A 13,050-nucleotide genomic window follows, 5' to 3' on the forward strand; every position below is an offset into this window, starting at 1 on the left:
GCAGTCGGTTCAGGGTATTTGCACGCCTTCAGCCAGCAACATGTCAACCAGGCGAATCAGTGGCAGGCCGATCAGGCTGGTGGCGTCAGGGCCTTCGGTGCTTTGAAACAGGCTCACCCCCAATCCTTCAGCCTTGAAGCTGCCAGCGCAGTCGTAGGGCTGTTCGGCGTGCAGGTAGCGTTCGATGCGTGCTTCGTCGAGTGCGCGCATGTGCACGGTAAACGGCACGCAGTCGACCTGGCAGTGGCCGGTCTGGCTGTTGAGCAATGCCAGGCCGGTGAGGAATGTCACGCTGGCACCGCTCGATGCCAGCAGTTGTTCGCGGGCCTTTTCGAAGCTGTGTGGCTTGCCGATAATTCGCTGGCCAAGTACCGCGACCTGGTCCGAACCGATGATCAGGTGAGCAGGATGACTGGCGGTAAGTGCCCGGGCTTTTTCTTCGGCGAGGCGCTTTACCAGTTCGATGGCTGACTCGTTCGGGCGATGGCTTTCGTCAATATCCGGCGAGCTGCAAGTAAACGGCAGCTGCAGGCGGGCCAGCAATTCCCGGCGATAAACCGAGCTTGAAGCGAGTAATAAAGGCAGCATGCGCATCTCCAAAGGGCAAGGGGCGAATTCTAACGCAGGCTCAAGTGGCGGACAGGGCTGAATTTCCTTTGACATGGCTGGGGGCATCCCTATAATGCTGCGCCTATGTTGAATGACCCGATTCCACCTCACGTTGACCCGCGCAAATTGGCTGACCGTGGCACCACCCTTCAAGGTGAAATGCTGCTGGCCGATTTGGAGAGACTCTGCGACCCGCTTTCCGACAATGTCGGTACGGTGCAGGCTAAATTCGTTTTTGAACGAGATGAACGTAAGTCTGTGGTAATCCACAGCTTTATCGACACCGAAGTCAAAATGGTTTGCCAGCGTTGTCTTGAGCTGGTCACCCTGCCGATCCATAGCGAATGCAGTTATGCTGTGGTGAAGGAGGGTGCGAATACCCAGTCGTTGCCGAAAGGTTATGACGTGCTGGAACTGGGCGAAGATCCATTGGATCTGCAGTCACTGATCGAGGAGGAGCTTCTGCTCGCCTTGCCCATTGTGCCTGCTCATCATCCGGAAGAATGCCAGCAGCCGGCGGGAGCAGATGAGCCCGAACCGAGCGAGGACGAGGTAACGCGGTCCAACCCGTTCAGTGTATTGGCGCAGTTAAAGCGTGACCCAAACGTTTAGGAGTTAATCAATTATGGCTGTTCAGCAGAACAAAAAATCCCGCTCTGCCCGTGACATGCGTCGTTCGCACGATGCTCTCGAGGCTAGCACCCTGTCTGTAGAAAAAACCACCGGTGAAGTTCACCTGCGTCACCACGTATCGCCAGAAGGCGTATACCGTGGCCGTAAAGTGATCGACAAGGGCGCTGACGAGTAATCCTTGTCCGCTCAAGTCATCGCGATTGACGCAATGGGCGGGGACTTCGGTCCCCGCAGCATTGTTCAGGCCAGCCTTGCTTGTCTGTCAGCTACGCCCTCGCTGCACCTGACCCTTGTCGGTCAACCCTCCCTACTTGAAGAACTGATCGCTGGCCAATCGGCTGCGGATCGCTCGCGCCTGTCGATTGTGCCGGCGTCCGAAGTCATCACCATGGACGAAAAGCCTGCCCAGGCCCTGCGCGGCAAGCCTGATTCGTCGATGCGCGTGGCGCTGGAGTTGTTGCGTGATGGCAAGGTCCAGGCGTGCGTCAGTGCCGGCAATACCGGTGCGCTGATGGCGTTGTCGCGGTTTGTGCTCAAAACCTTGCCGGGGATCGATCGGCCGGCCATGGTCGCCGCCATTCCGACCGAGAAAGGTTTCTGCCAGTTGCTCGATCTGGGCGCCAATGTCGATTGCAGTGCCGAGCATCTGTTGCAGTTTGCGGTGATGGGGTCTGTGGCGGCGCAAGCCCTGGGCGTCGTTCGTCCACGGGTCGCGTTGCTGAATATCGGCACCGAAGACATCAAGGGCAATCAGCAAGTCAAGCTGGCGGCGACCCTGCTGCAAAATGCGCGTGGCCTGAACTACATCGGGTTTGTCGAGGGCGACGGTTTGTACCGTGGCGAGGCGGATGTGGTGGTGTGTGACGGCTTTGTCGGCAATATCCTGCTCAAATCCAGCGAAGGCCTGGCGACCATGATCGCCGGGCGCATCGAGGCCCAGTTCAAGAAAAATTTCGCGTCGAAACTGGTAGGCGCACTGGCGCTGCCGCTGATGAAGCGCTTGCAGGCCGAGCTGGCGCCGGCACGCCATAACGGCGCAAGTTTTCTCGGTTTGCAGGGAATTGTCGTGAAAAGTCATGGTTCGGCGGGGGTTCAGGGCTTCCAGAGTGCGATTCAGCGCGCCTTGATCGAGATCCAGGAAAACTTGCCGGAACGTCTTCATGGGCGCCTGGAAGATTTGTTGCCTTAGGCGTTTTCGTCAGACAATGCTTAAATGTGACCGCTCAGTTCAATGAGCCATCCAACTGTCAGTTTCTTGCGTTCCCCTGGCGGGACGTCAATTCTCCGACGACAAGATCATTAGGGGCTTGTTACATGTCTGCTTCCCTCGCATTCGTCTTTCCAGGACAGGGTTCGCAGTCCCTCGGCATGCTGGCCGAGTTGGGCGCGCAACACCCGGTGGTCCTTGAAACATTCAAAGAAGCTTCCGATGCTCTGGGTTACGACCTGTGGGCGCTGACCCAGCAAGGGCCGGAAGAACTACTCAATCAAACCGATAAAACCCAACCGGCCATTCTGACTGCCTCGATCGCCTTGTGGCGTCTGTGGCTGGCTGAAGGCGGCGCGCGTCCGGCTTACGTTGCCGGTCACAGCCTGGGTGAATACAGCGCCCTGGTGGCTGCGGGCAGCCTGAGCCTGGGCGCCGCGGTGAAGCTGGTAGAGCGTCGCGGTCAATTGATGCAGGAGGCCGTTCCGGCCGGGCAGGGCGGCATGGCCGCTATCCTCGGTCTGGACGATGCTGATGTGCTGGCAGCCTGCGCCGAAGCGGCGCAAGGTGAAGTGGTCAGCGCAGTCAACTTCAACTCGCCGGGCCAGGTAGTGATTGCCGGCGCCAAGGCTGCGGTCGAACGCGCCATCGAAGGCTGCAAGGCGCGTGGTGCCAAGCGCGCCATGCCGTTGCCGGTCAGCGTGCCGTCCCACTGCGAGTTGATGCGTCCGGCCGCCGAGCGATTCGCTGAGTCGATCGCAGCGATCGACTGGCAGGCGCCGCAGATTCCGGTAGTGCAGAACGTCAGTGCCGACGTACCAGCCGATCTGGAAACCCTCAAGCGCGATCTGCTTGAGCAGCTTTACAAGCCTGTGCGCTGGGTCGAATCGGTCCAGGCACTGGCTGCCAAGGGTGCAACCCAACTGGTCGAGTGCGGTCCGGGCAAGGTCCTGGCCGGTCTGAACAAACGTTGCGCTGAAGGCGTGTCGACCTCTAACCTCAATACCCCAGATGCTTTCGCTGCCGCCCGTGCAGCGCTGGTCTGATCAAGGAGAAGCTTGCATGAGTCTGCAAGGTAAAGTTGCACTGGTCACCGGTGCCAGCCGTGGTATCGGCCAGGCTATCGCTCTGGAGCTGGGTCGTCAGGGTGCCATCGTTGTTGGCACTGCGACCTCCGCATCGGGTGCCGAGCGTATCGCCGCCACTCTGAAAGAAAACGGTATTCAGGGCACTGGCCTGGAACTCAATGTCACCAGCGACGAGTCCGTAGCGGCCGTGCTGGCGAGCATTCAGGAGCAGTTCGGTGCGCCGGCGATCCTGGTCAATAATGCCGGTATCACCCGCGATAACCTGATGATGCGCATGAAAGATGACGAATGGCATGACGTTGTCGATACCAACTTGAACAGTCTGTTCCGCCTGTCCAAGGGCGTTTTGCGCGGTATGACCAAAGCCCGTTGGGGACGAATTATCAGTATTGGCTCGGTTGTGGGTGCCATGGGCAACGCAGGCCAAGTAAACTACGCAGCCGCCAAGGCCGGTCTGGAAGGTTTCAGCCGTGCGCTGGCGCGTGAAGTCGGTTCGCGTTCGATTACGGTAAACTCGGTGGCCCCAGGGTTCATCGACACCGATATGACCCGCGAACTGCCCGATGCGCAGCGTGAAGCCTTGCAGACGCAAATTCCGCTGGGTCGTCTGGGGCAAGCTCAAGAGATCGCATCTGTGGTCGCTTTTCTTGCGTCCGACGGTGCGGCTTACGTTACTGGGGCTACAATCCCGGTGAACGGCGGGATGTACATGAGTTAAATGTGACGGATTGCTTCAAAAAAATGTCATACGAGCTGTCTAAAATCCGTTATAAAGCTGCAATCTATTTTATCGGCAGAGGGCCGCAGGGTTTGAGGAGTGAAGCTTTCAGTTGAAAAACTGAAAAGTCTTTCTATACACTTACCCACTGGCCAGCTGCCTGAATTTGTCCATTAGGAGTGAAAACAAGGTATGAGCACCATCGAAGAGCGCGTCAAGAAAATCGTTGCTGAGCAACTGGGCGTTAAAGAAGAAGAAGTGGTCAACACCGCTTCCTTCGTTGAAGACCTGGGTGCCGACTCCCTTGACACCGTTGAGCTGGTGATGGCTCTGGAAGAGGAATTCGAGACCGAAATCCCTGACGAAGAAGCTGAAAAGATCACTACTGTACAAGCAGCAATCGACTACGTTACCAGCCATCAGGCGTAATAGTTTTTAGTCGTCGCTCGCTGTCATGGAAAAACCGCACTGCCATCATGGCGTGCGGTTTTTTCTTTAGGCCTTGTGCGAAGTCGTCATTTGAAAAAAGGAGAGTGCTGTGTCGCGTAGACGCGTCGTAGTCACCGGTATGGGTATGTTGTCGCCACTGGGCACGGATGTGCCGAGCAGCTGGCAGGGCATTCTGGCTGGCCGCAGTGGCATTGGTCTGATCGAACACACCGACCTTTCTGCCTATTCCACCCGCTTTGGCGGCTCGGTAAAGGGCTTCAATGTCGAGGAATACTTGTCGGTCAAGGAAGCCCGCAAACTCGACCTGTTCATTCAATACGGTCTGGCTGCAGGTTTTCAAGCCGTGCGTAACGCAGGTCTTGAGGTTACCGACGCCAATCGCGAGCGTATCGGCGTGGCCATGGGGTCGGGTATTGGCGGTCTGACCAATATCGAAGACACCAGCCGCACACTGCATGATTCCGGCCCACGGCGGATTTCTCCGTTTTTCGTGCCTGGCTCGATCATCAATATGATTTCCGGTTTCCTGTCCATTCACTTGGGTGCACAGGGACCTAACTACGCCATCGCCACGGCGTGTACCACCGGTACGCACTGCATTGGCATGGCGGCACGTAACATCATGTACGACGAAGCCGACGTAATGATCGCCGGTGGCGCCGAGATGGCTGCATGTGGTCTGGGCATGGGCGGCTTTGGTGCCTCCCGCGCACTGTCGACCCGCAACGACGAGCCGGCCCGTGCCAGCCGTCCATGGGACAAGGGTCGTGATGGCTTCGTGCTGTCCGACGGTGCCGGCGCACTGGTTCTCGAAGAGCTGGAGCACGCCAAGGCCCGTGGCGCGACCATTTACGCCGAGCTGATCGGTTTCGGCACCAGTGGCGATGCCTACCACATGACCTCGCCACCGGCTGATGGCGCGGGTGCTGCGCGTTGCATCACCAATGCCTTGCGCGATGCGAAGATCAATGGTGATCAGGTGCAGTACATCAATGCCCATGGCACCTCGACCTCGGCTGGCGACCTCGCCGAAGCCTGTGCAATCAAATCGGTGTTCGGCGATCACGCCTACAAGCTGGCCGTCAGTTCGACCAAGTCCATGACCGGTCACCTGCTGGGTGCCGCAGGGGCGGTCGAGGCGATTTTCAGCGTGCTGGCAATCAACAGTCAGGTAGCCCCGCCGACCATCAACCTCGATGAGCCGGACGAAGGCTGCGACCTCGACTTCGTACCCCACACCGCGCGCGGCATGGATATCGACGTGGTGCTGTCCAACTCCTTCGGATTTGGCGGTACCAATGGCTCGCTGGTGTTCCGCCGGTTCGCTGACTGATGGACAGCTGGGTCGACGGTCAACCGGCTGACGCTTTGTCGCTGAAAGATCGCGGCCTGGCTTACGGCGATGGTCTGTTCGAGACCATCGCCGTCAAGGGCGGGCAGCCGTTGTTGCTGGATCGACATTTGTCGCGTCTGGCCGAGGGCTGTTCGCGCCTGGCGATTGCCGCCGATCATGAGCTGATCCGCGCGGAGCTGCTGGCCTATGCCGCCGCACTGGGCGAGGGCGTGCTCAAACTCATCCTCACCCGCGGCGACAGCCTGCGCGGTTACGCCCCCGATCCCTCGGCCCAGGCCCGGCGCATTCTGCAAGGCAATCCTCCTGCTGCCTATCCGGCTGTGCATGCGAAGCAGGGCGTGCGCCTGTTCCCTTGTACAACACGGCTTTCCAAGCAGCCATTGCTTGCCGGTCTCAAGCACCTGAATCGTCTGGAGCAGGTTATCGCCCGTTCCGAATGGCAGGACACCGAGCATGCTGAAGGCTTGATGCTGGATCAGGTCGGGCGAGTGATCGAAGGTGTGTTCAGTAATCTGTTCCTGGTGCGCGATGGCGTGCTGGTGACCGCCGATCTCAAACGTTGTGGCGTGGCAGGCGTGATGCGTGCCGAATTATTGTTTCAAGCCGAGTCATTGGGGATTCCCACACAAATCATCGACATTACCCTCGAACAGCTGCAATGGGCTGATGAGGTCTTTGTCTGCAACAGCGTTTATGGCGTTTGGCCGGTGCGCGCCTATGCCGCACTGAGCTGGCCGGTTGGGCCGCTCACCCGTAAACTCCAAACCATTGCCCGTGCGCTACTGGATGCCTGATTCGTGAGACGTAAATTATTGCTGCTGCTGGAAACCGGACTGGTTCTGGCGGGGCTGTTGGCGGGCGCTTGCGCCTGGAAAATCCATTCGGCGCTGGAACAGCCGCTGAACATCGCCCAGGAACAGCTGTTGGAAGTGCCCAAAGGCACTACGCCGAACCGCACTTTCATTCGACTTGAAGCCGATGGCGTCATCAAGGACGCTTTCTGGCTGCGTGTGTACTGGCGCTTCAACCTGGCGGGCCAACCGCTGCACAGCGGCGAATACCGCATGGTTCCCGGCATGACAGTCGAAGGGCTGATCGACCTGTGGAAGCGCGGGGAAATGGTTCAGTACAGCCTGACGCTGGTCGAAGGCTGGAATTTCCATCAGGTCCGCGCAGCCCTGGCCAAGGATGAAAAGCTCGAACAGACCCTCAACGGTTTGAGCGACAGCCAGGTGATGGACAAGCTCGGGCACGGCGGGATTTTCCCCGAAGGGCGCTTCTTCCCCGACACGTACCGTTTCGTGCGTGGCATGACTGACGTCGATCTGCTCAAGAAGGCTTACGACCGCCTCGACGAAGTCCTCGCCAAGGAATGGAGCCAGCGTGCTGCCGACGTGCCCTATACCGAACCCTATCAGGCACTGATCATGGCCTCGCTGGTGGAAAAGGAAACCGGCGTGCCGCAGGAGCGCGGGAAAATCGCCGGCGTGTTCGTGCGGCGTATGGAGATGGGCATGTTGCTGCAGACCGATCCGACGGTGATCTACGGCTTGGGCGATCGCTATAACGGCAAGTTGACCCGCGCCCATCTCAAGGAGCCGACGCCGTATAACACTTACCTGATCGCTGGCCTGCCGCCGACACCGATTGCGATGGTCGGCCGCGAGGCGATCCATGCGGCGTTGAATCCGGCGGACGGCAACAGCCTGTATTTTGTTGCGCGCGGTGATGGCAGCCACGTGTTCTCCGATGATCTGGACGCCCATAACAATGCGGTGCGGGAGTTCCAGCTCAATCGCCGTGCCGATTACCGTTCCAGCCCGGCACCGACTACCACGCCGCTGACGGAAGATGCCCAGGCGCCAATCCCGGCGGCTTCGCCTGATACGGCGGCCGAAGACGTGCCACAAGTAGCGCCGCAAGACTCTGCACAAGAGCCTGCGCCAGCACCCGAGCGGGATGCTCCGGCGCCGCAAAGCCCGCAATGACTCTGATTAAGGACTGCCTGTGACTGGCTTGTTTATTACCCTGGAAGGCCCGGAAGGTGCCGGCAAGAGCACCAATCGCGAATACCTGGCCGAGCGTCTGCGCGCCGCCGGGATCGAGGTGGTGTTGACCCGGGAGCCGGGGGGCACGCCCCTGGCCGAGCGGATCCGCGATGTGTTGTTGGCGCCGGTCGATGAGGTCATGAACCCTGACACCGAGCTGCTGTTGGTGTTCGCTGCGCGAGCCCAGCACCTGGCCGAGGTGATCCGCCCGGCGCTGGCCCGTGGCGCGGTGGTTCTGTGTGATCGTTTTACCGATTCGACCTATGCCTACCAGGGCGGTGGTCGCGGTTTGTCGCTGGAGCGCATCGCGACCCTCGAAACGTTCGTGCAGGGCGATCTGCGCCCGGACTTGACGCTGATCTTCGATCTGCCGGTGGAAGTGGGCCTGGCCCGCGCCAGCGCCCGCGGTCGCCTGGACCGTTTCGAGCTTGAAGGCCGCACGTTCTTCGATGCCGTGCGCAGTGCCTTCCTCGAGCGTGCCAAAGCGGATCCTGCGCGTTATGTCCTGGTGGATGCCGCTCAACCGCTGGCGCAGGTTCAGCAGTCTCTGGATGTCTTGCTGCCACGTCTGCTGGAGTTGACCCGTGGCTGAAGCCTATCCGTGGCAGGACAGTCTCTGGCAGCAATTGGCCGGTCGTGCCCAGCACGCCCATGCCTATCTGCTGCATGGCCCGGCCGGGATCGGCAAGCGTGCGCTGGCCGAGCGGTTGATGGCCAGTTTGTTGTGCCAGCGTCCGACCGCCCAGGGCGCCTGCGGTGAATGCAAATCCTGCCTTCTGCTCAAGGCCGGTAGTCATCCCGACAACTACGTCCTGGAACCGGAAGAGGCAGACAAGGCGATCAAGGTCGATCAGGTGCGTGACCTGGTCAGCTTCGTGGTTCAGACCTCGCAGATGGGCGGTCGCAAAGTGGTGCTGATCGAGCCGGTCGAGTCGATGAACATCAACGCCGCCAACGCCTTGCTAAAAAGCCTTGAAGAGCCGTCCGGCGACACCGTATTGCTGCTCGTCAGCCACCAGACCAGTCGTCTGCTGCCGACCATCAAGAGCCGTTGCGTACAGCAGGCCTGTCCTTTGCCGAGCGAAGCCATGAGTCTGGCGTGGCTGGCCAAGACGTTGCCGGACTGCTCGGAAGACGAGCGCATTGAACTGCTGACCCTTGCTGCCGGTTCGCCATTGGCCGCGGTCAAATTGCAGGCCCAGGGCGTGCGCGAGCAGCGGGCGCTGGTGGTCGAGGGCGTGAAGAAGTTGCTCAAGCAGCAGCAATCGCCGACGCAACTGGCCGAGGAATGGAAAACCATTCCCATGTTGCTGCTGTTCGACTGGTTCTGCGACTGGTCGAGCCTGATCCTGCGTTATCAGTTGACTCAGGATGAAGCGGGGCTGGGGCTGGCGGACATGCGCAAGGTCATTCAATACCTGGCGCAGAAAGCCGCTCAGGATAAAGTCCTGAATATTCAGGACTGGATTCTAGCCCAGCGGCAGAAAGTGATGAGCAAGGCCAACCTCAATCCGGCGCTGTTGCTGGAGGCGCTGTTGGTGCAATGGGTATCCTTGCCTGCCCAGAGGTGACTAGACTCTGATCATCAGAAATGGAGGTCAGCATGAATGAACCCATCAGTCCGGGGCCGCGCAATGGCATTTTGTCCTTGACCATCAAGGACAGGTCCGTGCTCTATGCGGCCTACATGCCATTCATCAAGAACGGTGGCCTGTTTATCCCGACCAACAAGAGCTACAAGTTGGGCGATGAGGTCTTCATGCTGCTGCACCTGATGGACGAACCGGAAAAGATCCCGGTCGCCGGCAGGGTCACCTGGATTACCCCCAAAGGTGCCCAGGGCAACCGCGCCGCTGGAGTCGGCGTGCAATTCAACGAAGGCGATAACACCGCGCGCAGTCGAATCGAAACCCATCTGGCCGGAGCCCTGAAGTCCGACCGTCCCACTCATACGATGTAAGTTGCAGCCCTTTTATGCTTGTAGATTCCCATTGCCACCTTGATCGCCTCGACCTCACCGCCCACGACGGCTCCCTGGATGCCGCGCTAGACGCAGCTCGTCAGAGGGGAGTAGGGCACTTTCTGTGCATTGGCGTCAGCGCCGATAACGCCGCCGATGTCAAAGCCCTGGCCGAACGCTACGACGACGTCGATTGTTCAGTCGGTGTGCATCCGCTGGACGTGCAGCCCGGTGCCGCTCCGGCGCTGGATTGGCTGTTGCGCGAACTCAATCATCCGCGGGTGGTGGCGATCGGGGAAACCGGCCTGGATTACCACTACGAACCGGAAGCGGCAGAGTTGCAGCAGGAGTCGTTCCGCCTGCACCTGCAAGCGGCGCAACAGACCGGCAAGCCGGTAATCATTCATACCCGGGGCGCCCGGGCCGACACCCTCGAACTGCTGCGTGAGGCGGCGCTGCCTCAAGCAGGCGTTCTGCATTGCTTCACCGAAGACTGGGAGATGGCCAAGGCCGCGCTGGATATGGGTTATTACATTTCCCTGTCCGGTATTGTCACTTTTCGCAATGCCGATGCCTTGCGCGATGTGGCCAGCAAAGTGCCGGCCGACCGCTTGCTGGTGGAAACCGACTCGCCGTACCTGGCGCCGATCCCGTATCGCGGCAAACCGAACCTGCCGCAGTACGTGCGTGAGGTAGCGGAATTTCTGGCAATGTTACGAGGCGAGCCCTACGAGCGATTTGCCGAGCAGACTACCGAGAATTTCAAGCGGTTATTTCCGTTGGCGCACGTCAGGGCATCGGCGTAACGTTGGAAAAAGTCGCAACCTGTGGCGGGCTTTGCTCCCAAATTGCAGGCAAAAAAAACCCGGGTTCTGGGGGGTGAATCCGGGTTAAGACCATTAGGAGTAAAACAAAGGCACGCAATCCTTTGGTACCTTCATCGGCGCGACACTTGGGGGAGATGCCTCGCCGACAGTTGAAGTATTGATCAGTATCGCGCCGAGTCCAGTTTGGTTGGTCGGGTTTTTAAACAAATTTGGAATACGTGCGCTTCGGTTGAGTTCTCATCAACCGGCGAGGTCGCGTGAATTCATCAAGAAACACATATATGGTCGGATGATCCGTGCATTTTGGCGTAAGTTAGGCATAATACGCGGCTTCGAATTTTGACCCCTACAGACCTTTTCTTATGCATAAAGAACCTCGTAAGGTCCGTGAGTTTCGTCGCCGCGAGCAAGAAATTCTCGATACCGCGCTCAAGCTGTTCCTCGAACAAGGTGAAGACAGTGTCACCGTCGAGATGATTGCTGATGCCGTAGGTATCGGCAAAGGCACGATCTACAAGCACTTCAAATCCAAGGCGGAGATCTACCTGCGCCTGATGCTCGACTACGAGCGTGATTTGAACGAGCTGTTGCATTCCGCCGATGTCGATAAGGACAAGGAAGCCCTGTCCCGGGCCTACTTCGAATTCCGCATGCGCGATCCGCAACGCTATCGGTTGTTCGATCGCCTGGAAGAAAAGGTGGTCAAGGGCAACCAGGTACCGGAGATGGTCGAGGAACTGCACAAGATCCGCGCCTCGAACTTCGAACGCCTGACCCTGCTGATCAAGGGCCGGATCAGCGAAGGCAAGCTCGAAGACGTGCCGCCTTACTTCCATTACTGCGCAGCCTGGGCGCTGGTGCATGGCGCCGTGGCGCTGTATCACTCGCCGTTCTGGAGCAATGTGCTGGAAGATCAGGAAGGTTTCTTCCAGTTCCTGATGGACATCGGCGTGCGCATGGGCAACAAGCGCAAGCGCGATACCGACACTCCGAGCAGCTGAGCCATCCAGTTGTCTAATTGCGCCATGAGCCATGATTTAGCTACGTGGCGCAGTATCGCAGGAATATACTCAGGCATAGGGCTTGCTAAAACTTGATTTGTGAGTCAAGTTTTGCGCGTTCGAATCTTCTTTCGCCGGAGTGATCCATGATCGTTGACCGTCAAGGCAGGCGTTTTCGCAATTTGCGGATCAGTCTGACCTCCGCCTGCAACTACGCCTGTACCTACTGCGTGCCCAACGGCAAACGGCTGGTGGCTGCGCAGGATGAGTTGTCGGCCGAGGCGATGGCACGCGGCGTGGCTTATCTGATCGAAGCAGCCGGCATCGAGCGTCTGCGCATTACCGGTGGCGAGCCACTGGTCAGCCCCAAGCTCGAAGCCTTCATGACCGCCGTCGGGCAGATGGGGCTGGCGGACATCAGCCTGACCACCAATGGCCAGCTGTTGGCGAAGAAGCTGCCGCTGCTGGTGGATGCCGGCATTCGGCGCATCAACGTTTCCCTCGATACCCTGGACGCCGGGGCTTTCCGCAGCATTGCCCGCGGCGGCGATCTGGCGACCGTGCTCGACGGCATGGCCCAGGCCGCGGCAGCCGGCATGAAGATCAAGGTCAATATGGTGCCGCTGCGTGGGCAAAACCTCGATCAGGTGATGCCATTGCTCGATTACTGCCTGGAACGCGGCTACGAACTGCGCTTCATCGAGTTGATGCGCATGGGGCACTTGGCCAGTGATTCCAACGCCTTCCTGCAACAGTTCGTCAGCCTTCAGCAATTGCTGAGCCTGATCGGCGAACACTACGAATACCTGCAGGCCGACGCGCCGGTCGATGCCACGGCGGTGCGCTACGAGATTCCGGGACAGGGCCACTTCGGCGTGATTGCCAACGAAAGCGTGCCGTTCTGCCGCACCTGCTCGCGTCTGCGCTTGTCGTCCACTGGCTGGCTGCATGGCTGCCTGTCGTCGAGCAATCGCCACTATGTCGGCGATCTGCTGGACAAACCCCGTCATCAGGCATTGCCGGCCTTGCAGCGACTGCTGGTGAAGGCTCTGGGGGACAAGCAGGAAGTGGCGTTCTCCGGTGGCGCGACCATCATGAAAATCATCGGCGGCTGAACGCGATCTGTAGCAGCCTTGGCAGCTGCTACAAAGATGA

16 protein-coding genes are annotated in these 13,050 nt (G+C 59.2%); 15 read left to right on the top strand and 1 reads right to left on the bottom strand.

Annotation, left to right across the window (positions count from 1 at the left end; genetic code table 11):
- Nucleotides 1-9 precede the first annotated feature (9 nt).
- Nucleotides 10-588 (bottom strand): Maf family protein, encoded by a 579-nt coding sequence (locus AC1DQM_RS28030; RefSeq protein ID WP_442115304.1) that lies wholly within the window; start codon nucleotides 586-588, stop codon nucleotides 10-12.
- 105 nt (nucleotides 589-693) lie between these two features.
- Between AC1DQM_RS28030 and AC1DQM_RS28035 the strand changes: the two genes are divergently transcribed.
- The 15 genes from AC1DQM_RS28035 (at nucleotide 694) to AC1DQM_RS28105 (ending at nucleotide 13,010) form a co-directional block, all read left to right on the top strand.
- Entirely contained in the window at nucleotides 694-1,221 is a 528-nt protein-coding gene (locus tag AC1DQM_RS28035) for a YceD family protein (protein ID WP_007942001.1), read from the top strand.
- Between the two features lie 13 nt (nucleotides 1,222-1,234).
- Nucleotides 1,235-1,417, top strand: a complete 183-nt coding sequence (gene rpmF, locus AC1DQM_RS28040) for a 50S ribosomal protein L32 (RefSeq protein WP_003179396.1) — start codon at nucleotides 1,235-1,237, stop codon at nucleotides 1,415-1,417.
- 3 nt (nucleotides 1,418-1,420) lie between these two features.
- Entirely contained in the window at nucleotides 1,421-2,431 is a 1,011-nt protein-coding gene (gene plsX, locus AC1DQM_RS28045; protein ID WP_018926222.1) for a phosphate acyltransferase PlsX, read from the top strand.
- Between the two features lie 125 nt (nucleotides 2,432-2,556).
- On the top strand, nucleotides 2,557-3,495 hold the full coding sequence (gene fabD / locus AC1DQM_RS28050; protein WP_026286430.1) for an ACP S-malonyltransferase: 939 nt from the start codon (nucleotides 2,557-2,559) through the stop codon (nucleotides 3,493-3,495).
- 16 nt (nucleotides 3,496-3,511) lie between these two features.
- Nucleotides 3,512-4,255, top strand: a complete 744-nt coding sequence (gene fabG / locus AC1DQM_RS28055) for a 3-oxoacyl-ACP reductase FabG (RefSeq protein WP_064616588.1) — start codon at nucleotides 3,512-3,514, stop codon at nucleotides 4,253-4,255.
- Nucleotides 4,256-4,447: 192 nt separating this feature from the next.
- Nucleotides 4,448-4,684, top strand: coding sequence for an acyl carrier protein (gene acpP, locus AC1DQM_RS28060; protein ID WP_003175607.1), 237 nt, complete (start codon nucleotides 4,448-4,450; stop codon nucleotides 4,682-4,684).
- A gap of 109 nt (nucleotides 4,685-4,793) precedes the next feature.
- Nucleotides 4,794-6,038, top strand: a complete 1,245-nt coding sequence (gene fabF, locus AC1DQM_RS28065) for a beta-ketoacyl-ACP synthase II (protein ID WP_026286429.1) — start codon at nucleotides 4,794-4,796, stop codon at nucleotides 6,036-6,038.
- Entirely contained in the window at nucleotides 6,038-6,853 is an 816-nt protein-coding gene (gene pabC / locus AC1DQM_RS28070) for an aminodeoxychorismate lyase (RefSeq protein WP_064616590.1), read from the top strand. Before fabF ends, pabC begins: the two co-directional genes overlap by 1 nt.
- A gap of 3 nt (nucleotides 6,854-6,856) precedes the next feature.
- Nucleotides 6,857-8,047 (top strand): endolytic transglycosylase MltG, encoded by a 1,191-nt coding sequence (gene mltG / locus AC1DQM_RS28075; protein WP_442115305.1) that lies wholly within the window; start codon nucleotides 6,857-6,859, stop codon nucleotides 8,045-8,047.
- A gap of 19 nt (nucleotides 8,048-8,066) precedes the next feature.
- Nucleotides 8,067-8,699, top strand: coding sequence for a dTMP kinase (tmk, locus tag AC1DQM_RS28080; protein WP_064616594.1), 633 nt, complete (start codon nucleotides 8,067-8,069; stop codon nucleotides 8,697-8,699).
- Nucleotides 8,692-9,678 (top strand): DNA polymerase III subunit delta', encoded by a 987-nt coding sequence (locus tag AC1DQM_RS28085; protein ID WP_018926215.1) that lies wholly within the window; start codon nucleotides 8,692-8,694, stop codon nucleotides 9,676-9,678. The genes tmk and AC1DQM_RS28085 overlap by 8 nt, the downstream gene beginning before the upstream one ends.
- Before the next feature lie 32 nt (nucleotides 9,679-9,710).
- The gene (locus tag AC1DQM_RS28090; RefSeq protein WP_018926214.1) at nucleotides 9,711-10,067 is read left to right on the top strand and encodes a PilZ domain-containing protein; all 357 of its coding nucleotides are present in this window, start codon (nucleotides 9,711-9,713) and stop codon (nucleotides 10,065-10,067) included.
- 14 nt (nucleotides 10,068-10,081) lie between these two features.
- A complete protein-coding gene (locus AC1DQM_RS28095; RefSeq protein ID WP_018926213.1) occupies nucleotides 10,082-10,873 on the top strand; it encodes a TatD family hydrolase in 792 nt (263 codons plus the stop codon).
- A 383-nt stretch (nucleotides 10,874-11,256) separates the two neighbouring features.
- Complete coding sequence (locus AC1DQM_RS28100; protein WP_007942012.1) at nucleotides 11,257-11,895, top strand: TetR/AcrR family transcriptional regulator; 639 nt, start codon at nucleotides 11,257-11,259, stop codon at nucleotides 11,893-11,895.
- 146 nt (nucleotides 11,896-12,041) lie between these two features.
- Nucleotides 12,042-13,010, top strand: a complete 969-nt coding sequence (locus tag AC1DQM_RS28105) for a GTP 3',8-cyclase MoaA (RefSeq protein ID WP_018926212.1) — start codon at nucleotides 12,042-12,044, stop codon at nucleotides 13,008-13,010.
- The last annotated feature ends 40 nt before the right edge of the window (nucleotides 13,011-13,050 follow it).

Source organism: Pseudomonas sp. 01L34, assembly GCF_056400265.1.

Bases quoted from the DNA above. Each gene is read 5' to 3' on its own strand.
- AC1DQM_RS28035 (WP_007942001.1), top strand. From the start codon at position 694: ATGTTGAATGACCCGATTCCACCTCACGTTGACCCGCGCAAATTGGCT.
- fabG (WP_064616588.1), top strand. From the start codon at position 3,512: ATGAGTCTGCAAGGTAAAGTTGCACTGGTCACCGGTGCCAGCCGTGGT.
- rpmF (WP_003179396.1), top strand. From the start codon at position 1,235: ATGGCTGTTCAGCAGAACAAAAAATCCCGCTCTGCCCGTGACATGCGT.
- AC1DQM_RS28095 (WP_018926213.1), top strand. From the start codon at position 10,082: ATGCTTGTAGATTCCCATTGCCACCTTGATCGCCTCGACCTCACCGCC.
- AC1DQM_RS28105 (WP_018926212.1), top strand. From the start codon at position 12,042: ATGATCGTTGACCGTCAAGGCAGGCGTTTTCGCAATTTGCGGATCAGT.
- acpP (WP_003175607.1), top strand. From the start codon at position 4,448: ATGAGCACCATCGAAGAGCGCGTCAAGAAAATCGTTGCTGAGCAACTG.
- AC1DQM_RS28090 (WP_018926214.1), top strand. From the start codon at position 9,711: ATGAATGAACCCATCAGTCCGGGGCCGCGCAATGGCATTTTGTCCTTG.
- pabC (WP_064616590.1), top strand. From the start codon at position 6,038: ATGGACAGCTGGGTCGACGGTCAACCGGCTGACGCTTTGTCGCTGAAA.
- fabD (WP_026286430.1), top strand. From the start codon at position 2,557: ATGTCTGCTTCCCTCGCATTCGTCTTTCCAGGACAGGGTTCGCAGTCC.
- AC1DQM_RS28030 (WP_442115304.1), bottom strand. From the start codon at position 588: ATGCTGCCTTTATTACTCGCTTCAAGCTCGGTTTATCGCCGGGAATTG.
- AC1DQM_RS28100 (WP_007942012.1), top strand. From the start codon at position 11,257: ATGCATAAAGAACCTCGTAAGGTCCGTGAGTTTCGTCGCCGCGAGCAA.